General features: G+C 65.4%; 26 protein-coding genes and 1 other RNA gene. 11 read left to right on the top strand and 16 right to left on the bottom strand.

The genetic code is table 11. The features are described from left to right. Positions 1 to 6: 6 nt before the first annotated feature. The 3 genes from BM222_RS05035 to BM222_RS05025 are packed head-to-tail and all read right to left on the bottom strand — an operon-like array spanning position 7 to position 3,119. Positions 7 to 1,254 (bottom strand): metal-dependent hydrolase family protein, encoded by a 1,248-nt coding sequence (locus BM222_RS05035; RefSeq protein ID WP_092227151.1) that lies wholly within the window; start codon positions 1,252 to 1,254, stop codon positions 7 to 9. Between the two features lie 12 nt (positions 1,255 to 1,266). Beyond that, on the bottom strand, positions 1,267 to 1,767 hold the full coding sequence (locus BM222_RS05030; protein WP_092227150.1) for a GAF domain-containing protein: 501 nt from the start codon (positions 1,765 to 1,767) through the stop codon (positions 1,267 to 1,269). Beyond that, positions 1,764 to 3,119, bottom strand: coding sequence for an MFS transporter (locus BM222_RS05025; RefSeq protein ID WP_092227149.1), 1,356 nt, complete (start codon positions 3,117 to 3,119; stop codon positions 1,764 to 1,766). Before BM222_RS05025 ends, BM222_RS05030 begins: the two co-directional genes overlap by 4 nt. A gap of 170 nt (positions 3,120 to 3,289) precedes the next feature. Between BM222_RS05025 and BM222_RS05020 the strand changes: the two genes are divergently transcribed. Then, entirely contained in the window at positions 3,290 to 4,156 is an 867-nt protein-coding gene (locus BM222_RS05020) for a LysR family transcriptional regulator (protein ID WP_349509847.1), read from the top strand. A gap of 36 nt (positions 4,157 to 4,192) precedes the next feature. On the opposite strand, the gene BM222_RS42790 is transcribed toward BM222_RS05020, so the two are convergent. Then, a complete protein-coding gene (locus tag BM222_RS42790) occupies positions 4,193 to 4,321 on the bottom strand; it encodes a hypothetical protein (protein WP_283810222.1) in 129 nt (42 codons plus the stop codon). Between the two features lie 12 nt (positions 4,322 to 4,333). Between BM222_RS42790 and BM222_RS05015 the strand changes: the two genes are divergently transcribed. Beyond that, positions 4,334 to 5,038, top strand: a complete 705-nt coding sequence (locus BM222_RS05015; protein ID WP_092227147.1) for a type 1 glutamine amidotransferase — start codon at positions 4,334 to 4,336, stop codon at positions 5,036 to 5,038. Between the two features lie 36 nt (positions 5,039 to 5,074). On the opposite strand, the gene BM222_RS05010 is transcribed toward BM222_RS05015, so the two are convergent. From BM222_RS05010 to BM222_RS04980, 7 genes are all read right to left on the bottom strand, one after another. Continuing rightward, on the bottom strand, positions 5,075 to 5,542 hold the full coding sequence (locus BM222_RS05010) for a nuclear transport factor 2 family protein (RefSeq protein WP_092227146.1): 468 nt from the start codon (positions 5,540 to 5,542) through the stop codon (positions 5,075 to 5,077). Between the two features lie 78 nt (positions 5,543 to 5,620). Next, positions 5,621 to 6,070: a tol-pal system-associated acyl-CoA thioesterase gene (gene ybgC / locus BM222_RS05005; protein WP_092227145.1), complete on the bottom strand. Its 450-nt coding sequence runs from the start codon at positions 6,068 to 6,070 to the stop codon at positions 5,621 to 5,623. A gap of 68 nt (positions 6,071 to 6,138) precedes the next feature. Continuing rightward, positions 6,139 to 7,062 (bottom strand): metallophosphoesterase, encoded by a 924-nt coding sequence (locus BM222_RS05000; protein WP_092227144.1) that lies wholly within the window; start codon positions 7,060 to 7,062, stop codon positions 6,139 to 6,141. Between the two features lie 131 nt (positions 7,063 to 7,193). Beyond that, a complete protein-coding gene (gene ruvB, locus BM222_RS04995) occupies positions 7,194 to 8,228 on the bottom strand; it encodes a Holliday junction branch migration DNA helicase RuvB (RefSeq protein WP_177243029.1) in 1,035 nt (344 codons plus the stop codon). A gap of 20 nt (positions 8,229 to 8,248) precedes the next feature. Then, positions 8,249 to 8,866, bottom strand: coding sequence for a Holliday junction branch migration protein RuvA (gene ruvA / locus BM222_RS04990; RefSeq protein ID WP_092227142.1), 618 nt, complete (start codon positions 8,864 to 8,866; stop codon positions 8,249 to 8,251). Further along, positions 8,863 to 9,390: a crossover junction endodeoxyribonuclease RuvC gene (ruvC, locus tag BM222_RS04985; protein ID WP_092227141.1), complete on the bottom strand. Its 528-nt coding sequence runs from the start codon at positions 9,388 to 9,390 to the stop codon at positions 8,863 to 8,865. The genes ruvA and ruvC overlap by 4 nt, the downstream gene beginning before the upstream one ends. 79 nt (positions 9,391 to 9,469) lie before the next feature. Beyond that, on the bottom strand, positions 9,470 to 10,216 hold the full coding sequence (locus BM222_RS04980; protein WP_092227140.1) for a YebC/PmpR family DNA-binding transcriptional regulator: 747 nt from the start codon (positions 10,214 to 10,216) through the stop codon (positions 9,470 to 9,472). A 210-nt stretch (positions 10,217 to 10,426) separates the two neighbouring features. On the opposite strand from BM222_RS04980, the gene BM222_RS04975 reads away from it, so the two are divergent. Then, complete coding sequence (locus tag BM222_RS04975) at positions 10,427 to 12,157, top strand: methyl-accepting chemotaxis protein (protein ID WP_092227139.1); 1,731 nt, start codon at positions 10,427 to 10,429, stop codon at positions 12,155 to 12,157. Between the two features lie 103 nt (positions 12,158 to 12,260). On the opposite strand, the gene BM222_RS04970 is transcribed toward BM222_RS04975, so the two are convergent. The 5 genes from BM222_RS04970 to BM222_RS04950 all read right to left on the bottom strand — a co-directional run bounded on the left by BM222_RS04970 (position 12,261) and on the right by BM222_RS04950 (position 14,830). Further along, on the bottom strand, positions 12,261 to 13,085 hold the full coding sequence (locus tag BM222_RS04970; RefSeq protein WP_177243022.1) for a TIGR00282 family metallophosphoesterase: 825 nt from the start codon (positions 13,083 to 13,085) through the stop codon (positions 12,261 to 12,263). Then, on the bottom strand, positions 13,063 to 13,659 hold the full coding sequence (locus BM222_RS04965) for a 5-formyltetrahydrofolate cyclo-ligase (RefSeq protein ID WP_092227137.1): 597 nt from the start codon (positions 13,657 to 13,659) through the stop codon (positions 13,063 to 13,065). The genes BM222_RS04970 and BM222_RS04965 overlap by 23 nt, the downstream gene beginning before the upstream one ends. Positions 13,660 to 13,865: 206 nt before the next feature. Continuing rightward, positions 13,866 to 14,026: non-coding RNA, 6S RNA (gene ssrS / locus BM222_RS04960), on the bottom strand. 133 nt (positions 14,027 to 14,159) lie between these two features. Further along, a complete protein-coding gene (locus BM222_RS04955) occupies positions 14,160 to 14,543 on the bottom strand; it encodes a cell division protein ZapA (protein WP_092227136.1) in 384 nt (127 codons plus the stop codon). Then, entirely contained in the window at positions 14,540 to 14,830 is a 291-nt protein-coding gene (locus tag BM222_RS04950) for a DUF4164 domain-containing protein (protein WP_092227135.1), read from the bottom strand. Before BM222_RS04950 ends, BM222_RS04955 begins: the two co-directional genes overlap by 4 nt. A 327-nt stretch (positions 14,831 to 15,157) precedes the next feature. Here BM222_RS04950 and tkt point away from each other — a divergent pair, with 327 nt between their 5' ends. The 8 genes from tkt to BM222_RS04910 all read left to right on the top strand — a co-directional run bounded on the left by tkt (position 15,158) and on the right by BM222_RS04910 (position 24,728). Next, positions 15,158 to 17,140: a transketolase gene (gene tkt, locus BM222_RS04945; RefSeq protein WP_092227134.1), complete on the top strand. Its 1,983-nt coding sequence runs from the start codon at positions 15,158 to 15,160 to the stop codon at positions 17,138 to 17,140. 150 nt (positions 17,141 to 17,290) lie between these two features. Then, positions 17,291 to 18,298, top strand: a complete 1,008-nt coding sequence (gene gap / locus BM222_RS04940; RefSeq protein WP_092227133.1) for a type I glyceraldehyde-3-phosphate dehydrogenase — start codon at positions 17,291 to 17,293, stop codon at positions 18,296 to 18,298. Positions 18,299 to 18,451: 153 nt separating this feature from the next. Beyond that, on the top strand, positions 18,452 to 19,648 hold the full coding sequence (locus BM222_RS04935) for a phosphoglycerate kinase (RefSeq protein ID WP_092227132.1): 1,197 nt from the start codon (positions 18,452 to 18,454) through the stop codon (positions 19,646 to 19,648). Positions 19,649 to 19,699: 51 nt separating this feature from the next. Next, a complete protein-coding gene (fba, locus tag BM222_RS04930) occupies positions 19,700 to 20,767 on the top strand; it encodes a class II fructose-bisphosphate aldolase (protein WP_092227131.1) in 1,068 nt (355 codons plus the stop codon). 265 nt (positions 20,768 to 21,032) lie between these two features. After that, a complete protein-coding gene (locus tag BM222_RS04925; protein ID WP_092227130.1) occupies positions 21,033 to 22,058 on the top strand; it encodes a class I fructose-bisphosphate aldolase in 1,026 nt (341 codons plus the stop codon). Between the two features lie 3 nt (positions 22,059 to 22,061). Beyond that, positions 22,062 to 22,730, top strand: coding sequence for a thiamine phosphate synthase (locus BM222_RS04920; protein ID WP_092227129.1), 669 nt, complete (start codon positions 22,062 to 22,064; stop codon positions 22,728 to 22,730). Positions 22,731 to 22,738: 8 nt separating this feature from the next. Next, the gene (locus BM222_RS04915) at positions 22,739 to 23,833 is read left to right on the top strand and encodes an SEL1-like repeat protein (RefSeq protein ID WP_092227128.1); all 1,095 of its coding nucleotides are present in this window, start codon (positions 22,739 to 22,741) and stop codon (positions 23,831 to 23,833) included. Between the two features lie 109 nt (positions 23,834 to 23,942). After that, a complete protein-coding gene (locus BM222_RS04910; RefSeq protein ID WP_092227127.1) occupies positions 23,943 to 24,728 on the top strand; it encodes an inositol monophosphatase family protein in 786 nt (261 codons plus the stop codon). The last annotated feature ends 11 nt before the right edge of the window (positions 24,729 to 24,739 follow it).

Below are 24,739 nucleotides of genomic sequence, written 5' to 3'. Positions count from 1 at the left end.
TGACTGTTAAGCGGCCAGCCTGTCGAACTGAACCTTGCCTGCCTTCATCACGAGCGGAATGTGCTCGCCCTGGCCGAGCAGACATGTCACGTCATGCAACGGGTTGCCGTCGACCACCAGCAGATCCGCGAGCGCCTCGGGGGCGATCCGGCCGAGTTTTCCTTCCATGCCGAGCACCTCGGCACCAATCAATGTCGCGCTGGCGATGACCTCGCGCGCGCCTTGAATTTCGGCGCGGATGCGGAATTCGTCACTCTGCAGGCGCTGCGACGGCCCGAGCAGGTCGCTGCCATAGCCGATCTTCACGCCGGCCTTGCGATAGATTTCGAGCGAGCGCAGGCCGGCATCGCGCACGTCGGCGATTTTGGCGACGCTCTCCGGCGGCAGGCCATACTGCGCGCCTTCGCTGGCGAGCGCCTCATAGGTAACCAGCGTCGGCACCACATAGGCGCCCTTCTCGGCCATCAGGCGCGCGGCCTGATCGTCGACGAGATTGCCGTGCTCGATGGTGCGGACGCCGCAGCGCACCGCGCGCGCGATCGCCTCGGCGGTATAGGCATGGGCGAGCACGTAGGTCTGGCGGCCCCGCGCCTCCTCGACGATGGCGCGGATCTCGTCCTCGGAGTAGCCGAAGGCTCCGACCGGATCGGTCGGAGAGGCGACGCCGCCAGATGCCATGATCTTGATCTGGTCGGCGCCCATCTGGAGTTCCTCGCGCACCGCCCTGCGCACGCCGTCAACGCCGTCGGCAACGCGCGCCAGCGCACCGACGCGCACGCAGCAAGGGCAGGCCGCGTCGCTGGCGAGATAATCCGAACGCGCCCGCATGTCGCCGTGCCCGCCGGTCTGGCTGAGCGCACGACCGGACACGAACAGACGCGGACCATCGGCCAGGCCGGTCTCGATCGCCTGCTTCATCGCATGGCCGGCGCCACCGGCATCGCGGACGGTCGTAAAGCCTCGCCGAAGCATGCCGCGCAACAGCAGTGTCGAGCGCAGCGTCACCAGCACGTTGGGCATGTGAACCTGCTGCGCCAGGTTGAGCTCGATCGCGATGGTGTGCACGTGGAGATCGATCAGGCCGGGCATCAGCGTCTTGCCCGTCAGATCGATGGTTCGATCGGCGGTGACCTTGATCGGCCGGTCCGACACCTCCTTGATCATGGTACCCTCGACCAGCACGTCATGGCCCGTCAGCAACTCCGGCTGGAGCGGGTCGAGCAGAGCGGCGTTCTTGAAGAGAATGCTGGCCATGATGATGTCCTGTCAGGGCGGCGGCGCAAGCAGCGCCGGCAAAGTGAGCTGGGCAAAGGGCAGACACGCGGCGACGTCGTCCTCGTCATACCAGCCGGCTTCATGCAGCAGATTGAGCGAGCCGAGCGTATGACCGCGCCAGCGCACGGGCATGTTGAGCACGCTGGCGCAGCCGAGCGAGGCGATCAGCTCGTGGTCGGAGAAGACGTCGCGCAAATCATCTTGCGTGCGGCCGATATAGGCCTCGCCGCGGTCGAGCACGGCTTCGGTCCACGGCCCCGGCGCCAGGCGCTTGCGGCCGCCGGTGGGATAAGGTCCGGGAAGGTTGGAATAGATCCGCGCGGCTTCGCCGCTGACCTCGTCGTAGGTCAGGATCGTGAACAGCTTGTGCCCGATCGCCGAGTTCAGCGCTTCGTCCAGCGCCGCAAACAGCGTGCCCGGCTGATCCGCCCCGCCCTGTGCCGCCGCAACGGCACTGAGCCAGGGATCGGGCTTCGGTCTGATCCGGGTCATGCAACCTCGCCCGCCGCGATCTCTTCCAGCGAACGGCCACGCGTCGGCACGCCCATCAGCACGACGGTGGCCGCTCCCAGCAGCAGGACGGTCGTGGTGACCCCGAACACGCCGGCGAAGCCGAAATTGGGATAGAGGTAACCGACCAGGATCGGCGAGACGATCGCGCCGATGCGGCCGATTGCGGAGGCTAGCCCTGCGCCGGTGGTCCTGATCGGCGTCGGGAATACTTCGGCGGTGTAGGCATAAACCCCCGCATAAGTGCCGTTCATGAAGAGGGACAGGAAAATTCCCGCCAATATGATGTGCTGGTCGGTCTGCGCGAACGCGAGGCCGAGCGCACTGACGCCGCCAAGCACCATGTAGGTCGCGATCGTCGCCTGCCGGCCGATGCGCTCGTTGAAATACGCGGCGCTGAAATAACCGGGAATCTGTGCGCAATAGATCGCGATCGAATAGCCAAAGCTCTTGGTGATGCTCATGCCGTTCTGGACCAGCAGGCCGGGGATCCAGACGAAGAAGGAATAATAGCTGAAGGTGATCGCAAGCCACATGATCCAGGTCATGATGGTGATGCGCGCCTGGCGGGCGGCGAGAAGTGCCGTGAAATTGGCGAGCAGCGTTCCACCGGTGGACGGCGCCGCGGCTTCGACGACCGGCGGCGGCAGCACACGACCTTCGCGCGCAAATCCCGCCTCAATCCTGTCGAGCACCGCTGCGGCTTCGTTCTCCCGGCCGCGGGCTTCCAGCCAGCGCGGCGATTCCGGCAGGGCCCGCCGCCACCACAGCAGCATGACGACGGGCAGCGCCGTAATCACCAGCACGATGCGCCAGCCATTGTCGTAGGCGGGCACGATGAAATAGCCCAGCAAGGCTGCGGCAACGAAGCCAAAGGAGAAGAAGCCGGCCAGCGCGCCGGTGAAGCTGCCGCGGTAGCGCCGCGCCACGAACTCCGCCAGATACGGCGCGATGATCGCACTCTCCGCGCCGGTGCCCATGCCGGCGACAATCCGCGCAACGAAAAAGCTCGACCAGCTATCGACCGTCGCACTGACGATGGATGCCACGCAGTAGAGCGCCAAGGCCGACATCATCACCGCACGGCGCCCGATCAGATCACCGAGCGTGCCGGCAAGCAGGGCGCCAAAGAGGAAGCCGATATAGGTGCTGCTGCCGAGCACGCCGATCTCGACGCTGGAGAGATTCCAGGCCGTGCGCAGCACGGGCAGGATGAACGCCAGCACCGCCGCGTCCATCGCGTCGAACATGTAGCCGAGCCCGCCCATCAGGAGCAGGTGGGTGTGGAAGCGTGCGAACGGAAGGCGCTCGATGCGCGCCGATATCATTGACATGAAAGTCCCCCTCGATTGCGGCCCGGCACACCGCGCGTCGTTCGGGAAGGAACCATAGACAAAGTGACATTATCGTCATAATTTATAATCTTGATCTAAGATATCACCACGGTGAATGTGTGTCGTTCCGCGCGCTCGACCTCAACCTCCTGAAAGTCTTCGAGGCGCTGATGACCGAGGGCAGCGTCACGCGCGCCGCGAGCGTGTTGGCGATGACGCAGCCTGCCGTCAGCAATGCACTCGCGCGCCTGCGTGATGCGCTCGGTGATCCCCTGTTCGTACGGTCGGGCACCGGGATCCGTCCGACGCAACGCGCCGTGGTGTTGTGGGAGCCGATCGGCGAAGCGCTGGAGCGCGTGCGCGGGGCGCTGGACGAGCAGGTGTTCGATCCGGGCAGCGCCCAGACCCAGTTTACGCTCTCGATGTCCGACTATGTGGCTTCGCTGGTCATGCCGGACCTGCTGAACCATCTCGGCCAGGTCGCACCGAAGGCGCGCGTGCACACCGTCCCCAACACGGTCGTGGAGATCGCCGACCAGCTCGAGGACAACAGGGTCGACTGCGTCTTGAGCGTCTATGTCAATGAGTCGCAGCAGCCGGCTGCTATCCGCTCGCGCTCGCTGTGGACCGTCGACTATGCCTGCTTCATGCGGCGCGGCCATCCGCTGGCCGCAGCCAAGCGGCTCAGCTCGCGCGCCTTTCTCAACGCCCGTCACATCGATGTGAGCCTCGCAGGAAAGACGCAGCCGTCCTACGATCTCTTCCTTGCCTCACGCGGGCTGTCGCGCAATCTGGTGGCGACCGTCAACCATTACGGCGCGGCCTACGAGATCGTCCGGCAATCCGATCTCATCGCCGTGCTGCCGAGCGATCTCCGCTCGGAGTCCCGCCATGCGCCGTTCCTGCACGCGATGCCGCTTCCGCTCCAGGCGCCGCCGCGCATCGTCAGCCTGTTCTGGCATCAGCGCAACGACACTGTCCCCGCGCAGCGCTGGCTGCGCGAGACCCTGGTCGGCATGTTCGCGAAGTCGGAGTGAGCGATCAGCGCTTCAGCGCGGAGCCGAGGCATGGAATCAGTCGATGCCGAGATCCGTGACTGGAGTCTGGGTGCCGCCATTGACGATCAGCTCCGCCATCACCGCGCCGGCGCCGGGGCCGAGCTGAAAGCCATGCAGCGCTTGCAGAGAGAAAGCCGATCTCATACCTGAGGGCACATGGCACGCATCACCATCATCGAGACCGGGCAGGTCCCGCCAAAATATCGTGAGCGACACGGCTCATTCTCGGACATGTTCGAGCGCATGGTTCGCGCCGAGGATCCATCAGCCGAGGTCGAGATCGTCAGCATCCCGAACGGCGATGCGCTGCCCGATCCGGGCAAGCTCGAGGCCGTGCTGATCACCGGTGCCGCCGCCGGCGTCTATGACGGGCTCGACTGGATCGCGCCGCTGGAAGATTTCGTGCGCAGCGCCTACGCCAACAGAACCCCGATGGTCGGCGTCTGCTTCGGTCACCAGCTGATCGCGCAGGCACTCGGCGGGACCGTACGCAAATCAGACAAGGGCTGGGGCATCGGCCGGCACGTCTATCGCGTGCTGCCGGACAACGGCGTCGTCGATGGCGAAGCGATTGCCATTGCCTGCTCGCATCAGGACCAGGTGATCGAAGCCCCCGCCGATGCGCTGACTATCCTCTCGTCGGAATTCACCCCGCATGCCGGCCTGCTCTATGCCAACGGCGCGGCCCTGACGGTGCAGCCGCATCCGGAGTTCGACGTGGCGTTCGCGGAAGTCTGCTGCGAACTGCGCGAGGGCAAGGCGCCGGATGATGTTGTTGCCACGGCAAGGGCGTCGCTGGCAGAGCCGATGGACAGCGCGAAGCTCGGCGGCGCGATTACCAGGTTCTTGGCACGGCGCTGATCTCACCCCGCTTGCGGGAGAGGGAGAGGACGCAATTCAGAATGGATCCGTCCCCAGACCCGGCACATCGGCCGGCCGCGGCCCTGGCGCCGCCCAATAAAACCGGCGGTCCTTCTCGGAAATCGCGATGTCGTTGATCGAGGCCTCACGCCGCCGCATCAGGCCGTGCTCGTCGAACTCCCACTGCTCATTGCCGTAGGAGCGATACCACTGACCGGTGGCGTCGTGCCATTCGTACTGGAAGCGCACCGCGATGCGGTTGCCGTCGAAGGCCCAGAGATCCTTGATCAGGCGATAGTCCCGCTCCTTCTCCCATTTTCGGGTAAGGAAGGCGACGATGGCCTCGCGGCCCTGAAACACCTCCGAGCGATTTCGCCAGCGGCTGTCCTCGGTATAGGCGAGCGAGACCCGCACCGGATCGCGTGAATTCCAGGCATCTTCGGCCATCCGCGCCTTTTGCGCAGCGGTGTCTCGGGTGAAAGGCGGAAGCGGTGGGCGCGACATTATGGCCTCATCGGTTTGGTGGGACCGCAATCTATTCCTGCTTGCGACGGAGTCGAGAGGCCATCCCCTATCACCCGATCACGAAATCAGATCGGCCTTCATCAGCGTGCGGATCGATTTCGGGATCGGCTGCGCCCGGCCGCTGCTGATGAAGGCGACGCGCACCTCTGCCTTGACCAGCACCTCCTCACCACGCCGCACCTCCTGCGCCAGCATGATCGATGCGCCCTTCACAGCGACCGGCCAGGTCACGACGTCGAGCACATCATCCATCCGCGCAGGCTTGAGGAAATCCAGATGCATCGAGCGCACGACGAACGCGAAGCCTGCGCCCTCGGTTTCGACCTGCTCGAACAGGGCCTGCTGCTCGGCGCCCATCAGCCTGAGATGATTGGTGCGCCCACGCTCCATGTAGCGCAGGTAACTGGCGTGATAAACGATGCCTGAGAAATCCGTGTCCTCATAATAGACCCGGACCTGCATGTGGTGGCGGCCGTCGCGGATCTCGCCGTCGAGATGAGCTGTCACGTCGCGAGCCTCCTCGCTTGTCGCTACTGGCCCGTTGTGCGCAAAAACGCCCGGCCGCGCAAGCGCGGCTAGGACACAATTGCGGCCGGCGGCCGCCCCAAGGTCACCTCGACGATCTCGGGCGGCACGCCGACGCGGACCGGCACGATGCTGCAACCGAGACCGCCGGAAACGATGACGTCGCATTTCAGCCGAAAGTGGCCGTAAGCGAGTTGCGCCGCATATTCCGGCGGAAGCGCGGGCGACCAGCCGAACAGGCGGACCTGGCCACCATGGGTGTGGCCGGACAGCTGCAGCGCGACGCGCGCGGGCACGCGCCAGGCGATGTTGGGCTCGTGCGCGAGCAGGATCACGGGCGCATCGTCGGTGATCCTCGCGAGCGTTGCCGTGAGATCGTCGGCGCCAAAGCTCCGCGCGCGGCCGTGACGTTGCGCCGGCGCATAAGCGAGCTGATCACCGAGACCGGCGAGCCAGAACGAGCGGCCGTCCTTGGTGAGGCGGACGGCGTCGTTCTCGTAGACGGGAATGCCGGCAGCCCGCAGCGCGCGCTGGGCAACCGGCATGCCCTGCCCGACGCGCTGGACGACCTTGTCGTCCCAATAATCGTGATTGCCCATGACGGCATGAATGCCGAGTGGCGCCTTGAGGCCGGTCAGCACCCTGGCCCATTCATCGGCCGCAATGAGCCGCGTGACATAATGGTGGCCGGCCACATAGTCGCCGAGCAGAACGACGAGATCGGGCTCGAGCGCGTTGGCCTGATCGACGATGGCCTCGATCCGCTCGAGCGACATCCAGGGCTCGCAGGCATGGATATCGGCGATCACGGCAATCTTGAGCGGAAAATCGGCGGGCCATTGCCGCGGAGCCGGGCGATAGCGGGCGATCCGTGGCCGCAGCTCCGGCTCAACGCCGACGCCATAGGCGGCCGTCGAGAGGCCCAGCGCTGAGAGGCCGCCGACAGAACGGATGAGATGACGTCGAGAAATCATGGAAGCTTTGCTCGTGATGCGCTTCCGTGATGCAGCTCGAATGGAGCGGAATTGGGGTGCGCTTGTGCAAATCATCCGGACGGAGATTACAGAAATTTCATGACGGCAGGAGCACTGCGCGAACGCGCAGATCACTCGTCGGTTTCGTCCGTGCCGAACAGGCCGAACTGCGCCGCCGCATCGCGCGACGGTTCGGCGATGCCGAGATGGCGGAAGGCGTGCGAGGTGAGCAGGCGGCCACGCGGGGTACGCTGGAGATAGCCGCACTGAATGAGATACGGCTCGATGATGTCCTCGATCGCATCGCGCGGCTCTGACAAAGCCGCCGCCATCGTCTCGACGCCGACTGGGCCGCCGCCATAGTTCATCGCGATCGTCGTGAGGTAGCGGCGGTCCATGGCATCGAGGCCGGCGGCGTCGACTTCCAGCGCACTCAGCGCGTGGTCGGCGATCTTGCGGTCGATCTTGTCGGCATCAGCCGCCGAGGCAAAATCGCGAACGCGGCGGAGCAGGCGGCCGGCGATGCGCGGCGTGCCGCGGGCGCGGCGCGCGATCTCGTTGGCGCCATCCGCGCTCATACCCACGTTGAGCACGCGCGCACCACGGCTGACGATGCTCTCCAGCTCCTCGATCGTATAGAAGTTGAGGCGGACGGGAATGCCGAAACGGTCGCGCAGGGGATTGGTGAGCAGGCCGGCGCGCGTGGTGGCGCCGACGAGGGTGAATTTCGACAGTTCGATCTTGACCGAGCGGGCCGCCGGCCCCTCGCCGATGATGAGGTCGAGCTGAAAGTCCTCCATCGCGGGATAGAGCACCTCTTCCACCGCCGGGCTGAGGCGGTGAATTTCATCAATGAAGAGCACGTCGCGCTCTTCGAGATTGGTCAAGAGCGCGGCAAGATCGCCGGCCTTGGCGATGACAGGACCGGACGTGGCGCGAAAGCCGACACCCAGTTCCTTGGCGACGATCTGCGCGAGCGTGGTCTTGCCGAGACCGGGCGGGCCGACGAACAGCACATGATCCAGCGCCTCGCCGCGCTTGCGCGCCGCCTCGATGAAGATCGAGAGATTCTTGCGCGCCTGCTGTTGGCCGACGAAGTCGGACAAGGATTGCGGACGCAGCGCAGTGTCGCCGACATCGTCGCTGCGGCGCTCGGGCGAGACCATACGGTTGGCCTTGGGATCGCTCACTTCGCAAGTTCCTTCAGGCCGAGGCGGATGAGCTGCGCCGTCTCGGCGTTCTCACCCGCGCTGCGCGACGCGGATGCAATGGCCGCAGCGGCCTGCGGCTGGCCGTAGCCGAGATTGACCAGCGCGGAAATCGCGTCCGCCACCGGCCGTGGCGCGCGCTGCTCGTCGACGGCGCCGGCGAGATGCACGACCGCGGGATCGACATTGGCGAAGGCCGGCGCCTTGTCCTTCAACTCGGTGACGATACGCTCGGCCACCTTGGGCCCGACGCCGGGCGTGCGCGCAACAGCCGCCTTGTCACGCAGCGCAATCGCATTGGCGAGATCGGCCGGCGCCAGCGTGCCGAGCACGGCGAGCGCGACCTTGGCGCCGACGCCCTGCACGGTCTGGAGCAGGCGAAACCATTCGCGCTCTTGATCCGTGCGGAAGCCGAACAGTTTTATCTGATCCTCGCGGACATAGGTCTCGATCGACAATACAGCCGCTCCGCCCGGTGAGGGCAGATGCTGCAGCGTGCGGGCCGAGCAATGCACCTGATAGCCGACGCCGCCGACGTCGAGCAGAACATAATCCTCGCCGTAGGAATCGATCAGGCCCTTGAGCTTGCCGATCATAGTCCCGCAACCTTCAGCCGAAGCGCCGTGCTCTGGCGGTGATGGGCGTGGGTGATGGCGATGGCGAGCGCATCCGCGGCGTCCGCCGACGGCGGCTCGGCCTTGGGCAGCAAGATCTTCAGCATCATCGCGATCTGTTGCTTGTCGGCATGGCCGGCGCCGACCACGGTCTTCTTCACCTGGTTCGGCGCATATTCGGCGACAGCGATACCGAACATCGCGGGCGCGAGCATGGCGACGCCGCGAGCCTGGCCAAGTTTCAGCGTCGCGACGCCGTCCTTGTTGACGAAAGTCTGCTCGACCGCGGCTTCCGTCGGCTGGTGGCTGGAGAGAACGGCTGCAAGCCCCTCATGGATCGACAGCAGCCGGCTCGACAGCGGCAAATCGTCCGGCGGTTCCACTGAACCGCAGGCGACGTAGATGAGGCGGTTGCCCTCGGCCTCGATCACGCCCCAGCCAGTGCGGCGCAGGCCGGGGTCGATGCCGATGATGCGAACGGGTTGGCGAATCGGGAGCGCGGTCATGGGCCAGTGATAGCGGTTGGCCCATGATAGCGAAACAGAAACAGAACAGAAGTAAACAGGGGAAAGGGGTCTCGCCTTCCTAGCCGCCCATCTTCGCGACCAGCGTGTCCGACACCTCGAAATTTGCGTAGACGTTCTGGACGTCGTCATGCTCGTTGAGCAGGTCCATCAGCTTCAACAGCTTCTCGCCGGTCTCATCGTCGACGGCGACCGTGTTCTGCGGTTTCCAGATCAAAGCGGCCTTGCGCGGCTCGCCGAACTTGGCTTCCAGCGCCTTGGCGACGTCGCGATAACCCTCGGTCGAGGCGTAGATCTCGTGACCGCCCTCGCTCGAGACCACGTCGTCGGCGCCGGCCTCGATCGCGGCATCCAGCACCGAATCGTCATCGGCGACGCTGCGGTCATATTCGATGATGCCGGTGCGGTCGAACATGAAGGAGACCGAGCCGGTTTCGCCGAGATTGCCGCCGGATTTCGTGAAGAACGAGCGGATGTCGGATGCGGCGCGGTTGCGATTGTCGGTCAGCGCCTCGACGATGACCGCGACGCCGCCGGGGCCATAGCCCTCGTAGCGGATCTCGTCATAGTTCTCGCCTTCGTTGCCAAGCGCCTTCTTGACGGCGCGCTCGATATTGTCCTTCGGCATGTTTTCCTGACGCGCCGCGATGATGGCAGCACGCAGGCGCGGGTTCATGTTGGGGTCGGGCGTGCCCAGCTTGGCCGCGACGGTGATTTCGCGCGCCAGCTTGCCGAACAGCTTTGACTTCTGCGCATCCTGCCGCCCCTTGCGGTGCATGATGTTCTTGAATTGGGAATGTCCGGCCATGCGTGATCTTCTCTAGGGAATCGTGCGCCAAAGGTGAGCGAGGGGGAAGCGCGGCCTTATAGGCCGCCAACCCACCGGAATGAAAGGGCCTCTCATACTTTAAGGTACCACCGTAGTGTCCGATGCCCAAGAATCAGGCACCGTTAACCCTGATTTCATTCTGGTCTGCGAAAAATAGCGTCTGCCCGTTCCCCGACAAGAGTGGAGCCGATGGTGTTCGCATTATTTCGGAAGCGTCTGCCTGACATGGCCGCGGCCGCGGTCGCTTCGCAGGCTGCGCAGCCGCCAGCCGAGCCCGAGGTCGATGCCGCCCGCGAAATCCTGGAACTGCTGGAACTCGAGCTCGGCGCCATGATCCGTCAGCTGGAGCGCGCCGCCAATTCGGTCGCGGGCGGAGCCGAAGCGACCGCGGCGACGCTCGCCGATATCCGCCGGCGCACCGATGCGCTGACCGGGCGGACCAACGCCGCACAATCCAATGCCTCGGGCTTTGCTCAGGCCGCCGACAAGTTCACCCAATCCGCGCAAGGCATCGGCGCGCAGGTCCGCGAGGCCGGTAAGCTCGCCGACCAGGCCAGCGCGGCCGCCCTGGAAGCGCGCGAAAATGTCGATCGCCTGCGCGAATCCTCCGCCGCGATCGGCAACGTCGTCAATCTGATCGCCCAGATCGCGCGGCAGACCACGCTGCTCGCGCTCAACTCGACCATCGAAGCCGCGCGCGCCGGTGCCGCCGGCAAGGGCTTTGCGGTCGTCGCGACCGAAGTGAAGGCGCTTGCGGTGCAGACGCAAGGAGCGACGGAGGAGATTTCCAAGAAGATCGACGCGCTGCAGCGTGACGCCGCGGGCTCCGCCGACGCCGTGCACCGCATCTCGCAGGCCATCGAGGCGATCCGTCCCGTGTTCGACGCCGTCAATGGCGCGGTGGCCGAGCAGAATGCCACCACCAGCGAGGTCTCCGGCAGCGCGAGCAGCGCATCGCAATTCATCATCTCGGTCGGCGAGAGCGCGGCCGAGATCGACGCCGCGACCAAGGCCGCCGAGACCCATGGCGAGAACGTCGCCAGCGCCGGCAAGGCGGTGACGACCTTCGCGCAGAAGCTGAAATCGCGCTGCGCCGTGCTGCTCCAGCAGAACGAGCACGACGACCGCCGCAAGACCGAGCGGCTGCCCTGCCAGCTGAAATTCGAGAGCGGGCGCGGCGTGCTGCCGGTCTACGAGATCGCGATGGACGGCGTGCTGATCGGCGGCGCGGACGCAAGCCGGCTCGCGCCGCAGGCGATCCTCGACGGCATCCTCGAAGACGTCGGCGCCTGCCGCCTGCGCGTGGTCGAGCAGTCCAAGGCCGGCGCGCGCACGCAATTCGTCAACGCCAATGCCACGCTGCGCGAAAGGATCGAAGACAAGCTCTGGTCGATCCACGAGGAGAACACGGAGTTCGTCACCCGCGCGATGGAGGCCGGCAACGCGCTGACGCGGATATTCGAACAGGCCGTCGCGCGCGGCGAGGTCAGGATGGACGATCTCTTCGACACCGACTACGCCGAGATATCAGGCACCAATCCGCAGCAGTATCGCACGAGATATCTCGACTGGGCCGACCGCGCTCTGCCGGCCTTCCAGGAAGCCTTTCTGGCCAAGGAGCCCCGCATGGCGTTCTGCGCCATGGTCGACCGCAACGGCTTCCTGCCGGTCCACAACAAGATCTATTCGCATCCGCAGCGACCGGGCGATGCCGCCTGGAACACGGCCAATTGCCGCAACCGCCGCATCTTCAACGATCCGGCCGGGTTGGCGGCGGCGCACAACCAGCGCTCGTACCTGATCCAGAGCTATGCGCGCGACATGGGCAACGGCAACACGGTGATGATGCGGGAGATCGACGTCCCGATCCGCGTGCAGGGCCGGCACTGGGGCGGATTTCGCACGGCCTACAAGCTGTAGTGCACGCTCAGGCAACCGCCGGGCGCGAATCACGGCCCCGAGTTGAGGCCCCGGGGTTGTGGGTCCGTTCGCCGGGACGACACGAAGTGTGTAGTACGCGCCCTCAACTCAACCAGAACTTCGGCGTCGCCGGCTCCAGCCTTCCGCCTGCGCGCACCGGTGCAATCCGCAGCGCGAGGCCCGTTGCGTCATCCGTCTCGACCGCCACGCCACTCAGCGTCGCAACGCCCGCTGCCGGCTCGAAGCGGCCCGACGGAATCCCGGACGTGAATCGCCGCAGCGGCTCCTCCTTCTGCATGCCGATGATGGAGTCGTAATCGCCGGTCATGCCGGCGTCGGTCATGTAGGCGGTGCCGCCTGACAGGATCTGGTGATCGGCGGTCGGCACATGGGTGTGGGTGCCGACGACCAGGCTGGCGCGGCCGTCGCAGAAGAAGCCGACGCCCTGCTTCTCGCTACTCGCCTCGCAATGGAAGTCGACGACGATGGCGTCGGCCGCGACGCCGAGTGGACAGGCACCCAACTCGCGCTCGAGCGCTGCGAAGGGATCGTCGAACGGGGTCATGAAGACGCGGCCCAACGCGTTGACGACGAGGGCATGCTTGCCGTTCTTGGTCTCGACCAGAGCGGCGCCGCGGCCGGGCGTGCCGCGCGGATAGTTCGCGGGACGCACCAGGCGCTCGGCGCGCTCGATGAAGACGAGCGCCTCGCGCTGGTCCCAGGAGTGATTGCCAAGCGTCACCGCATCGGCGCCGGCGTCGAGAAACTCCTGATAGATGGCTTCCGTGATGCCGAAGCCGCCGGCCGAATTCTCGCCGTTGACGACGACGAAATCGAGCGACCAGTCCTTGACCATGCCGGGCAGATATTCGGCGATGGCGTTGCGCCCGCTACGGCCGACGACATCACCCACGAAGAGAATGCGCAACTTCAGAACTCCGGAAATCGAACACGTCGGATTCCGTTAGCACATAATCCAGCGCCACGTCGTGCGATAGTGCCGGAACCGCCTTGATCTCCTGCGCTGCAAAAGCGAGCCCGATGCCGAGGATGTTCTTGGCTTTGCGCAAGTGCGCAAAGGTGAAATCGTAATGCCCCGCACCATAGCCGATGCGATGGCCGAGACGGTCGAACGCCGCGAGCGGTGTCAACATGACGTCGGGAATGATCTCGCTTGCCGCCGGCGACGGCTCCGGGATGCCGAGCGGGCCGAGCATCAGGCGGTCATTTGGATGGAAGATGCGGAAGATCAGCGACTGGCCGCGCGCGGTCACGCAGGGCAGCGCCAGCCTGGCGCCCTCCTCCGCGAGCTTCTTCATCAACGGCATCGGATCGATCTCGCTGCGGATCGGCGAGTAGCCGGAGACAACGCTGCCGGGCAGCAGCTTGAACGGCAGCCCACGCTTGGCGAGCTTTGCCGCGGCGGTGCTGCGCTTCTTCTCGCTCAGTGCGTCGCGCGCGGCGAGGGCTTTGGCGCGGAGTTCGGATTTGGAGTTGGACATGTGCGTTTGCTCCGAACGCGGAGCCTTGCTCCGCTGTCATCACCCGCGAAGGCGGGTGATCCAGTATCCCAGAGGCGGTCGTGATTCACACAAAGGCCGCGGCGTACTGGATGCCCCGGTCAAGCCGGGGCATGACACCTGTTGAACTGGCCGCAGTCATTCAACAAGTACAAACCAACGACAGGCACAAACCAAGCAAACAAAAGTGCGAAGCCGCGGACGCCGTTGAAGCACTCGATCCCGGAGTTCCCTACGAAAGTAGGTGGGCACCATATGTCCGGGCCCACGGGCCCGGCCAGGGACAGTTCCCTAAAGGATCGATAAGGCCCCGGGGATATATGGCTCCTGACGCGCGTCGCAGCCTCGCTTGCGCAATGTAACAACGATACCGACGAATCGCCAGCCCGACTGTTGGTTACTCACCTCTCCCGCTTGCTGGAGAGGTCGCGCCACAGGCGCGGTCTCTCCTCTTGGGCAAGCGGGAGAGGGAGGGGAGACTATCACCCGATCGCAATCCCGTTGCCGACGGTCCGGTTCAACACCTGCGTCGACTTCTCGATACGCTCCGCCGCTGCGTTCAGCGCGTTGACCACGGCGGTCTGCGTCATCCGGGCGCGCTCGACGGCGGCGTTGCGGAAATCGCGGAGCTCGACCAGCTCCTGCTCCATGGTGCGGATGCGATTGCCGGCGTCGACCAGTTCGTCGCAGACGGTCAGCGCCGCCATCACGGTAAGTCGCGCATCGCCGATCTCGCCGAATTTGCCACGCAGCGACTGGATCCGCGTCTCCAGGCTTTCGGCAAGCTTCAACAGCCGCACCTCCTGGCCCTCCTCGCAGGCCATGCGGTATTGCCGGGCGTTGATGGTGACGTTGATGTGGCTCATCCGTCCTCTCCGGTATCGAGCACCGAGCGTATCGTGACGATCGCGGAATCCAGCCGGTCGGAGATCTCGCGGTTAGTGCGCTCGAGCTTGCGCGCCTTCATCAGCGCACCATCGAGCTCATCGGCAAGGCGCGAGCGGTCGGCGCCCAGCGCCTGGATTCGCGTCGCGAGCTCGTTCTCATCACGGTCGGCGTCGCGCCGCCGCTCGACCGCGCTTTCGAGCGCGTCGAGTGCCGCCGTGAGTCTGCGGGTCGCGATCTCGATCTCGACGGCGGAGGACTCCGTCATGGCAGAGCTTTTGGAAACGCGATCGTTCATGCAGTCAGCGGCGGAACCTGTGGACTTTGCGCGGCCTTTACCTCGGGGGCCTGCCGCCCGGCAAAAGACTCGGTTGGGCAAGCGGTTAGAAGCAGAAATTTACGTGGCAAGCTAGCCAAGCGCAACGCCGCCGCGAAACTATGCACCGATAAGCAGCTTTTCGCGCCGGGGCGCGTTTGATTGCCTTGGCCTGCCGGAACCGAGATGCTATCCCAGCCCCGCCCTTCCGAGGCCGAAAGGCTTCTTTCCGCGCGGGCGAACCGCCGCCAAGCGCTTCATTTCAGACGGATTTCAGACATGACGCAGGTCGACCACAACCGTATGGCCAACGCAATCCGCGGCCTCGCAATGGATGCCGTCGAGAAGGCGAAGTCGGGCCATCCCGGCCTGCCGATGGGCGCCGCCGACATGGCCACGGTGCTGTTCACGCAATTCCTGAAATACGATGCCGCTGCAACCGACTGGCCCGACCGCGACCGTTTCGTGCTCTCGGCCGGCCACGGCTCGATGCTGCTCTACGCACTGCTGTACTTGACTGGCAATGAAGCGATGACGCTGGACCAGCTCAAGAACTTCCGCCAGCTCGGCTCGCTGACACCGGGGCATCCCGAGAATTTCCACACCAAGGGCATCGAGACCACCACCGGCCCGCTCGGCCAGGGTATCTCGACCGCGGTCGGCATGGCGCTCGCCGAGAAGATGCTCGCCGCCGAGTTCGGCAAGAAGATCGTCGATCACCACACCTATGTGATCGCCTCCGACGGCGACCTGATGGAAGGCGTGTCGCAGGAAGCGATCGCGATGGCCGGCCATTGGAAGCTCGGCAAGCTGATCGTGCTCTACGACGACAACGGCATCTCGATCGACGGCCCGACCTCGATCTCCGACTCGGTCGACCAGGTGAAGCGCTTCAAGTCGGCGGGTTGGGCCGCCGAGAAGATCGACGGTCATGATCAGGCTGCCATCGCGGCTGCGATCACCCGCGCGCAAAAGTCCAACAAGCCGACACTGATCGCCTGCCGCACCACCATCGGCTTCGGCGCGCCGCACAAAGCCGGCACCGCGAAGGCGCATGGCGAAGCGCTCGGCGCCGACGAGCTCAAGGCCGCCAAGGAAAATCTCGGCATCTCGCTCGAGCCATTCTCCGTGCCTGACGACGTGCTGAAGGCCTGGCGCGCAGCAGGCTCGCGCGGTGCAGCCGCTCGGCAGGAATGGGAAGGACGGCTCGGCGAGCTCGGCAGCCGCAAGCGCGCCGAGTTCGAGCGCCGCCTGCGTCACGAGCGTCCGGCTTCGCTCGCGAAGGCCGTGAAGGCCTACAAGAAGGAGCTGCTGGAGAAGCCGATGACTGCGGCCACCCGCAAGTCGTCGGAAGCCGTGATCGAGGTGATCGCCGGCGCGATGCCTATGGAATTCCTCGCCGGCTCCGCCGACCTCACCGGCTCCAACAACAACAAGGCGAAATCGGCGACCGCCTTCTCCGCCAAGACGCCGAAGGGCCGCTTCATCCATTACGGCATCCGCGAGCACGGCATGGCGGCGGCGATGAACGGCATCTTCCTGCATGGCGGCTTCGCGCCGAACGGCGCGACCTTCCTCGTGTTCACCGATTACGCGCGCCCCGCGATGCGCCTCGCCGCACTGATGGGCGCCGGCGTCGTCTACGTGATGACGCACGATTCCATCGGCCTTGGTGAAGACGGTCCGACCCATCAGCCGGTCGAGCACCTCGCAGCGCTGCGCGCCATTCCGAACATGCGCGTGTTCCGCCCCTGCGACGCCATCGAGGTCGCCGAGTGCTGGGAGCTGGCGCTGAACCGGATCGATGGTCCGACCGTGCTGGCGCTGACGCGGCAGAACCTGCCGCAGCTCCGCACCACGGCTAATGAGAACGCCTGCCAAGCCGGCGCCTACGAACTGGTTGCGGCCCAGGGTGAAGCCAAGGCGACGCTGTTCGCTTCCGGCTCCGAGGTCGAGATCGCGGTGGCCGCCCAGAAGCAGCTTGCCGAGCGTGGCATCGCGTCGCGGGTGGTATCGGTGCCCTCGCTCGAGCTGTTGTTAGCGCAACCAGAGGCCAAGCGCGCCGCCATCATCGGCAATGCGCCGGTGAAGGTCGCGATCGAGGCGGCCGTGCGCTGGGGCTGGGACGCCGTGATCGGCCAGGATGGCGAATTCGTGGGCATGCATTCCTTTGGCGCCAGCGCGCCGGCGAAGGACCTTTTCAAACACTTTGGCATTACCGCCGAGGCTGCGGTTAACGCGGTCGTGAAGCGCGTGTCCTGAGAGTTGAGCTTGCCCGAAAAAAGGACTACGTAGTTCTCTCATATGATCAAGCACCGCCCGGCCGAACCGGGCGTCCGCCCCTAAAAAACCCTCGCAGGCCCGTTAGAGCGCGCTGTGCGGGGTGACAACGGTCATTGAAGGAGACGAAACATGGCAGTCCGCGTGGCAATTAACGGTTTTGGCCGCATCGGCCGCAACGTCCTGCGGGCGATCGCGGAGTCGGGGCGCAAGGACATCGAGGTCGTCGGCATCAACGACCTCGGCCCGGTCGAGACCAACGCTCATCTCCTTCGTTACGACAGCGTCCATGGCCGCTTTCCCGGCACCGTGACGGTCGAGGGTGACTCGATCAGCCTCGGCAATGGCAAGATCAAGGTGAGCGCCGAGCGCGATCCCTCGAAGCTGCCGTGGAAGGATCTCGGCGTCGACATCGCGCTGGAATGTACCGGCATCTTCACCTCGAAGGACAAGGCCTCCGCCCATCTGACCGCCGGCGCCAAGCGCGTGCTGGTCTCCGCGCCCGCTGACGGCGCCGACGCCACCATCGTCTACGGCGTCAACCACGAGACGCTGACCAAAGATCACATGGTCGTCTCCAACGGCTCCTGCACCACCAACTGTCTCGCGCCGGTCGCCAAGGTGCTGAACGACCTCGTCGGCATCGAGACCGGCTTCATGACCACGATCCACGCCTACACGGGCGACCAGCCGACGCTGGACACGCTGCACAAGGATCTCTACCGCGGCCGTGCGGCTGCGATGTCGATGATCCCGACCTCGACCGGCGCCGCCAAGGCCATCGGCCTCGTGCTGCCCGAGTTGAAGGGCAAGCTCGACGGCGTTGCGATCCGCGTGCCGACCCCGAACGTCTCGGTCGTCGACCTCAAGATCGTCGCCAAGCGCGCCACCGACGCCAAGGAAATCAACGCGGCGATGAAGCGCGCCTCGGAGCAGCAGCTCAAGGGCGTGCTCGGCTACACCAACGCGCCGAACGTCTCGATCGACTTCAACCACGATCCGCACTCCTCGACCTTCCACGAGGACCAGACCAAGGTGCAGAACGGCACGCTGGTGCGCGTGATGTCCTGGTACGACAACGAGTGGGGTTTTTCGAACCGCATGGCCGACACCGCGGTCGCGATGGGCAAAGTGATCTGAGCCAAGGTCGCGTGTCCCGGACGCGAAGCAGCGTGAAACGCTGCTTCGCAGAGCCGGGACCCATTCGGCCGAGGGACTCGCTGTTATGTAGGTCCCGGTTCCGCACAGCAGCGCTTCGCGCCGCTAATAGCGCCCGGGACAAGGAAGCATCCAATGACCAACAAATTCCGCACCCTCGACGACGTCGATGTGAAGGGTAAGCGCGTGCTGCTGCGCGTCGATCTCAACGTGCCGATGGACAATGGCCGTGTCACCGACGCGACCCGGCTCGAGCGCGTCGCGCCGACCATCACCGAAATCTCGGACAAGGGCGGCAAGGTCATCCTGCTCGCGCATTTCGGCCGGCCCAAGGGCCGCGATGCGAAGGACTCGCTTCTGCCGGTCGCGCAGGCGCTGTCGCAGGTCGTGAAGAAGCCTGTCGCGTTCGCCGACGACTGCATCGGCGAGCCCGCGGCCAAGGCGGTTGCGGGCCTGCAGGACGGCGAGATCCTCTGCCTGGAAAACACCCGCTTCCATAAAGAAGAAGAGAAGAACGATCCGGCCTTCGTCGCAGAATTGGCAAAACTCGGCGACATCTGGGTCAGCGACGCGTTCTCGGCGGCGCACCGCGCCCATGCCTCGACCGAAGGCCTCGGCCACAAGCTGCCGGCCTATGCCGGCCGCACCATGCAGGCCGAGCTCGATGCGCTCGAGAAGGCGCTGGGCTCGCCGACCAAGCCCGTCATCGCCATCATCGGCGGCGCCAAGGTCTCGACCAAGATCGACCTCCTGGAAAATCTCGTCACCAAGGTCGACGCGCTCGTGATCGGCGGCGGCATGGCCAACACCTTCCTGCACGCCCAAGGCGTCGGCGTCGGCAAGTCGCTGGCCGAGAAGGACCTCGCGCCGACGGCACTGCGGATCATGGAGAAGGCGGAAGCCGCCAACTGCGCCATCATCCTGCCGGTGGACGCCACTGTCGCCTATCACTTCGCGGCGAATGCGCCCTCGCACGCCTACGGCCTCGATGCGATCCCGGCCGACGGCATGATCCTGGACGTCGGCCCGCAGTCGATCGCGCGCATCCACGCGGCCATCGACGATGCTGCGACGCTGGTCTGGAACGGGCCGCTCGGCGCCTTCGAAATGCAGCCGTTCGACCGCGGCACGGTCGCGGCGGCCAAGCACGCCGCCGAGCGCACCAAGGCCAAGAAGCTGGTTTCAATCGCCGGCGGCGGCGACACTGTTGCTGCCCTCAACCAGGCCCAGGTGGCCGGCCGGTTCACCTATGTCTCGACGGCCGGCGGCGCATTCCTTGAATGGATGGAGGGCAAGCCTCTGCCCGGCGTCGAAGTTCTGCGCACGAAGTAATTCGCCGACGAGAAGCAAGCGGCCCTGAGGGCCCAAACGGAGATATGACAGATGGCTCGGATCACGTTGCGTCAATTGCTCGACCATGCGGCTGAGAACGATTACGGCGTACCGGCCTTCAACATCAACAACATGGAGCAGGCGCTGGCGATCATGGACGCGGCCAACCAGGTCGACGCGCCCGTCATCATCCAGGCCTCGCGCGGCGCCCGCTCCTACGCCAACGACGTCATGCTCAAGCACATGATGGACGCGGTCACCGAAATCTATCCGCACATTCCGGTCTGCGTGCATCTCGATCACGGCAACGAGGCCGCGACCTGCATGACCGCGATCCAGGCCGGCTTCACCTCGGTGATGATGGACGGCTCGCTCAAGGCCGACGGCAAGACCCCGGGCGACTGGAATTACAATGTCGGCGTCACCAAGACCGTGACCGACATGGCCCATCTCGGCGGCATCTCGGTCGAGGGCGAACTCGGCGTGCTCGGCTCGCTCGAAACAGGCATGGGCGACAAGGAAGACGGCCACGGCGCCGAAGGCAAGCTCAGCCACGACCAGTTGCTGACCAATCCGGACGAGGCGGTGAAGTTCGTGCAGGAGACCAAGGTGGACGCGCTCGCGATCGCCATGGGGACTTCTCACGGCGCCTACAAGTTCACCCGCAAGCCTGACGGCGACATCCTCGCCATGAACGTGATCGAGGAGATCCACCGCAAGCTGCCGAACACCCATCTCGTCATGCATGGCTCCTCCTCGGTGCCGCAGGACCTGCAGGACATCATCAACGCCTATGGCGGCAAGATGAAGCCGACCTGGGGCGTGCCTGTTGCCGAGATCCAGCGCGGCATCAAGAACGGCGTGCGCAAGATCAACATCGACACCGACAACCGCATGGCCATGACGGGCCAGATCCGGAAAGTGCTCAAGGACAATCCGGAAGAGTTCGATCCGCGCAAGTATCTGAAGCCGGCGATGGAGGCCATGACGAAGCTGTGCAAGCAGCGGCTCCAGGAGTTCAACACCGCCGGCCAGGCCGCCAAGTTCAAGAAGATCCTGACCCCCGCCGAAATGGCCAAGCGCTACGCCAAGGGCGAGCTGGATCCCAAGGTCGCGTAGGACCGGACACCGCCCTATCCTGGGGGAGTCTCCGCAAGGACGGTGACTGATGGACTCGCGGAGAGTCCCCCTCACCCGGATTTTACGCCAGGCGTCAAATCCGACCTCTCCCCGCAAGCGGGGAGAGCTGAACCGTCACCAGCCGCTCATTTTGTACCCAACCGCCTCCCCGTCCCCTCCCCTGCGACCAACGTTGTCTCGGCAATTGCCCGAGAACGGTCTAACTTCACAGGCAAGGGCAGAATCGTTTTGGGAGGACCTCTCGATGAATCTGACTGAGCTCAACAGGATTGCGACCGCCATGGTTGCCTCAGGCAAGGGTATCCTTGCCGCCGACGAATCCTCCGGCACGATCAAGAAGCGGTTTGACGCGATCGGCGTGGAATCGACCGAAACGAACCGTCGCGACTATCGCGAGATGCTGTTCCGCGCCAAGGAGGCCATGAGCCAGTACATCTCCGGCGTGATCCTCTATGACGAGACGATCTGGCAGGATGCCAAGGACGGCACGCCACTGATCAAGCTGATCGAGAGTAGCGGCGCGATTCCCGGCATCAAGGTCGACGAGGGCACCCAAGCCCTGCCGATGTGCCCGGGTGAAACCGTCACCGTCGGGCTCGACAAGCTCGCCGAACGCTTGAAGAGATATTACGAGCGCGGCGCGCGTTTCGCCAAATGGCGCGCGGTGATCGACATTGCGAGCGGCATCCCCTCGATGACCGCGATCAGCGTCAATGCCCACGCGCTGGCACGTTACGCCGCGCTGTGCCAGGCCGCGCAGATCGTGCCGATCGTCGAGCCTGAAGTGCTGATGGATGGCGATCACGACATCGATCGCTGCTATGAGGTGACGACCCGCGTGCTCAACAAGACCTTCCAGGAGCTGCGCGTGCAGCGCGTCGCGCTCGAGGGCATGGTGCTGAAGCCGAACATGGCGATCTCGGGCAAGAAATGCGCAAAGCAGGCCTCGGTCGAGGAGGTCGCCGAGAAGACGATCCGGCTACTGAAGGCTTGCGTGCCCGCGGCGGTGCCCGGCATCGCCTTCCTCTCCGGCGGCCAGTCGGACGAAGAGGCGACCGCGCATCTCAACGCCATGCACAAGCTCGGTCCGCTGCCCTGGGGCCTGACCTTCTCCTACGGCCGGGCGCTGCAGGCCGCGCCGCAGAAGGCCTGGTCGGGCCGGCCTGAGAATGTTACGGCCGGGCAGAACGCATTCAGTCATCGCGCCCGCATGAACGGCCTCGCCTCCCGGGGCGAATGGCAAAGCAGCCTGGAACAGAAGGCAGCCTAGATCTTGTCGAACAAACCGCCTCCGCCGCGCCCGGCGCCGCGCCTCTATCTCTTGACGCCCGTGGTCGACGATCCCGCCGCGCTCGTCGCCGGCTTGCCCGATCTGCTCGCGGCAGCCGATGTCGCGGCCGTGCTGGTGCGGCTGAAGGAGACCGACCAGCGCACCATGATCTCGCGGATCAAGGCGCTGGCGCCCGTCGTGCAGAATGCGGGCGCGGCCCTGCTCGTCGACGGCCATCCTGAAATCGTCGCGCGCGGCGGCGCCGATGGCGCGCATCTGCCCGGTATCGCCGCGCTGAAAGAGGCGCTGCCATCGCTCAAGCCCGATCGCATCGCCGGCGTCGGCGGGCTGACGACGCGACACCATTCCATGGATGCAGGCGAGATCGGCGCGGACTATTTGCTGTTCGGCGAGCCGGACGCGAAGGGACAGCGGCCCTCGTCACAGGCGATCGCGGAGCGGCTGGACTGGTGGGCCGAGCTGTTCGAGCCGCCCTGCGTCGGCTACGCGATATCGTTGGAAGAGGCTCACGACTTCGCCGCCAGCGGCGCCGATTTCGTGCTGGTTGGCGATTTCATCTGGGTCGATCCGCGCGGGCCCAAGGCCGCGCTGATCGAGGCCGACGGCGCGATCAAGAAGGCCTTCACGGCTGTTGCGGCAGGTCAGAGCTAGCGCCCGGCATGACGCTCCCGCGCATCACCCTTGTGAGCACGCTGCTGCTGGCGACACCCGCGCTCGCGCAGCTCCAGATCACGCCGCCGGCCACCATCCCGAGCCCTGCGGCTGAGAAGCAGAAGCCTAAAGAGCCGGCCAAGGACAAGCCCAAGGTCGCGCCGCACACGATCACCAAGAAGAAGGAAGCCGCGCCAGCGCCCAAGCCGTCGGCTTCGCCGACCCCGGCGCTGCCTGCGACGGTGATCCCCGCACCAGCCCCCGACAATCCCAACGTCGATCTGGTGTTCGGCGCCTATCAGCGCGGCCAGTACAAGACCGCCTTCGAGCTCGCCAGCGCGCGCGCCAAGACCGGTGACGCCAAGGCCATGACCATGCTGGGCGAGCTCTATTCCAATGCCATGGGGATCAGGCGCGACTACGCCAAGGCGATCGAGTGGTACAAGCGCGCGTCCGACGCCGGCGACCGCGAGGCGATGTTCGCGCTCGCCATGCTGCGCATCGCCGGCCGCGGCGGCCCGGTCGACAAGGGGGAGGCGGTCAAGCTGATGGCTTCCGCCGCCAAGCTCGGCGAGCCCAAGGCGGCCTATAACCTCGCTTTGCTCTATCTCGACGGACAGACCCTGCCGCAGGACGTCAATCGTTCCGCCGAGCTGTTGCGCCAGGCGGCCGATGCCGGCTTGCCGGAGGCGCAATACGCGCTTGCGACCTTCTACAAGGAAGGCACCGGAGTGCCGAAGGACCTCGAACGGTCGGTGCGGCTGCTCCAGGCCGCCTCGCTGGCCGACAATGTGGATGCCGAGGTCGAATATGCCATTGCCCTGTTCAACGGCACCGGCACGCCCCAGAACCAGCCCGCAGCCGTCGCGTTGCTGCGCAAGGCGTCCCGCCAGGGCAGCGCGATCGCCCAGAACCGCCTCGCCTGGGTCCTGATCAACGGGATGGGCACATCGGTGGACAAGGTCGAGGGATTCAAATGGCATCTGGTCGCCAAAACCTCCGGCAAGGGCGACCCGGAGCTCGACAAGCGGTTTTCCGAGCTGCCGGCCGACGACCGCGCCAAGGCGGAGGCCGCGGCCAAAAAATGGCTTGGGGCAAAATGACCCGAGGCAATGACTTGACGCAATGACTTGACGTTTGCCCCCTCGCGGGGCAACCCCATCTCCTCAAATGGCGTGGTTCCGCGCCCCTCCCCCGTCAAAGACTGATCTCATGCTGTATTCCGCCACTATCAACGTCATGGTCAAAGCTGCGCGCCGCGCCGGCCGCAGCCTCAAGCGCGATCTCGGCGAGATCGAGCATCTCCAGGTCTCGCTCAAGGGCCCGGCCAATTTCGTCACCCTCGCGGACAAGCGCGCCGAGGAGATCCTCTACCAGGACCTCTCCAAGGCGCGGCCCGGCTACGGCTTCATCGGCGAGGAAGGCGGCACTCGCGAGGGCAGCGACAAGAGCCACACCTGGATCGTCGATCCCCTTGATGGCACCACCAATTTCCTGCACGGGATCCCGCAATTCGCGATCTCGATCGGGCTCGTCCGCGAGGGCACCATCATCGCCGGCGTGATCTACAACCCCGCCAATGACGAGCTCTACATCGCCGAGCGCGGCAAGGGCGTCTTCCTCAACGACCAGCGCCTGCGCGTCGCCGGCCGCCGCCAGCTCCACGAATGCGTGGTGGCCTGCGGCCTGCCCCATATCGGCCGCGGCGACCACGAGGAATTCCGCCGCGAGATGACCGCGATCCAGGACCGCGTCGCCGGCCTGCGCCGCTTCGGCGCCGCCTCCCTCGATCTCGCCTTCGTCGCCGCCGGCCGCCTCGACGGCTATTGGGAGCGCAATCTGCAATCCTGGGACATCGCCGCCGGCATCCTGATGGTACGAGAAGCCGGGGGCACCGTGAGCGACATCGCGACGCCGGGTGATCCGCTGGTCACCGGGCATGTGGTGTGCGGCAATGAGTTCGTGCACGGGGAATTGGTGAAGATTTTGCGGAAGTAGGGGGTAGCGCG

The organism is Bradyrhizobium sp. Gha (assembly GCF_900113735.1).
Lineage (GTDB): Bacteria > Pseudomonadota > Alphaproteobacteria > Rhizobiales > Xanthobacteraceae > Bradyrhizobium.
This window is presented reverse-complemented; position numbering and strand designations above follow the sequence as displayed.

Excerpts from the sequence above, each read along its gene's own strand:
- fba (WP_092227131.1), top strand. The coding sequence starts at position 19,700 with ATGGCTCGGATCACGTTGCGTCAATTGCTCGACCATGCGGCTGAGAAC.
- ruvB (WP_177243029.1), bottom strand. The coding sequence starts at position 8,228 with ATGGTCTCGCCCGAGCGCCGCAGCGACGATGTCGGCGACACTGCGCTG.
- ruvC (WP_092227141.1), bottom strand. The coding sequence starts at position 9,390 with ATGACCGCGCTCCCGATTCGCCAACCCGTTCGCATCATCGGCATCGAC.
- BM222_RS05015 (WP_092227147.1), top strand. The coding sequence starts at position 4,334 with ATGGCACGCATCACCATCATCGAGACCGGGCAGGTCCCGCCAAAATAT.
- BM222_RS04975 (WP_092227139.1), top strand. The coding sequence starts at position 10,427 with ATGGTGTTCGCATTATTTCGGAAGCGTCTGCCTGACATGGCCGCGGCC.
- BM222_RS05035 (WP_092227151.1), bottom strand. The coding sequence starts at position 1,254 with ATGGCCAGCATTCTCTTCAAGAACGCCGCTCTGCTCGACCCGCTCCAG.
- tkt (WP_092227134.1), top strand. The coding sequence starts at position 15,158 with ATGACGCAGGTCGACCACAACCGTATGGCCAACGCAATCCGCGGCCTC.
- BM222_RS04980 (WP_092227140.1), bottom strand. The coding sequence starts at position 10,216 with ATGGCCGGACATTCCCAATTCAAGAACATCATGCACCGCAAGGGGCGG.
- BM222_RS04955 (WP_092227136.1), bottom strand. The coding sequence starts at position 14,543 with ATGAGCCACATCAACGTCACCATCAACGCCCGGCAATACCGCATGGCC.
- BM222_RS04910 (WP_092227127.1), top strand. The coding sequence starts at position 23,943 with ATGCTGTATTCCGCCACTATCAACGTCATGGTCAAAGCTGCGCGCCGC.
- BM222_RS05010 (WP_092227146.1), bottom strand. The coding sequence starts at position 5,542 with ATGTCGCGCCCACCGCTTCCGCCTTTCACCCGAGACACCGCTGCGCAA.
- BM222_RS04950 (WP_092227135.1), bottom strand. The coding sequence starts at position 14,830 with ATGACGGAGTCCTCCGCCGTCGAGATCGAGATCGCGACCCGCAGACTC.
- BM222_RS04915 (WP_092227128.1), top strand. The coding sequence starts at position 22,739 with ATGACGCTCCCGCGCATCACCCTTGTGAGCACGCTGCTGCTGGCGACA.
- ruvA (WP_092227142.1), bottom strand. The coding sequence starts at position 8,866 with ATGATCGGCAAGCTCAAGGGCCTGATCGATTCCTACGGCGAGGATTAT.
- BM222_RS05000 (WP_092227144.1), bottom strand. The coding sequence starts at position 7,062 with ATGATTTCTCGACGTCATCTCATCCGTTCTGTCGGCGGCCTCTCAGCG.
- BM222_RS05025 (WP_092227149.1), bottom strand. The coding sequence starts at position 3,119 with ATGTCAATGATATCGGCGCGCATCGAGCGCCTTCCGTTCGCACGCTTC.
- BM222_RS04965 (WP_092227137.1), bottom strand. The coding sequence starts at position 13,659 with ATGTCCAACTCCAAATCCGAACTCCGCGCCAAAGCCCTCGCCGCGCGC.
- BM222_RS05020 (WP_349509847.1), top strand. The coding sequence starts at position 3,290 with ATGACCGAGGGCAGCGTCACGCGCGCCGCGAGCGTGTTGGCGATGACG.
- gap (WP_092227133.1), top strand. The coding sequence starts at position 17,291 with ATGGCAGTCCGCGTGGCAATTAACGGTTTTGGCCGCATCGGCCGCAAC.
- BM222_RS04925 (WP_092227130.1), top strand. The coding sequence starts at position 21,033 with ATGAATCTGACTGAGCTCAACAGGATTGCGACCGCCATGGTTGCCTCA.
- BM222_RS04935 (WP_092227132.1), top strand. The coding sequence starts at position 18,452 with ATGACCAACAAATTCCGCACCCTCGACGACGTCGATGTGAAGGGTAAG.
- BM222_RS05030 (WP_092227150.1), bottom strand. The coding sequence starts at position 1,767 with ATGACCCGGATCAGACCGAAGCCCGATCCCTGGCTCAGTGCCGTTGCG.
- BM222_RS42790 (WP_283810222.1), bottom strand. The coding sequence starts at position 4,321 with ATGAGATCGGCTTTCTCTCTGCAAGCGCTGCATGGCTTTCAGCTCGGC.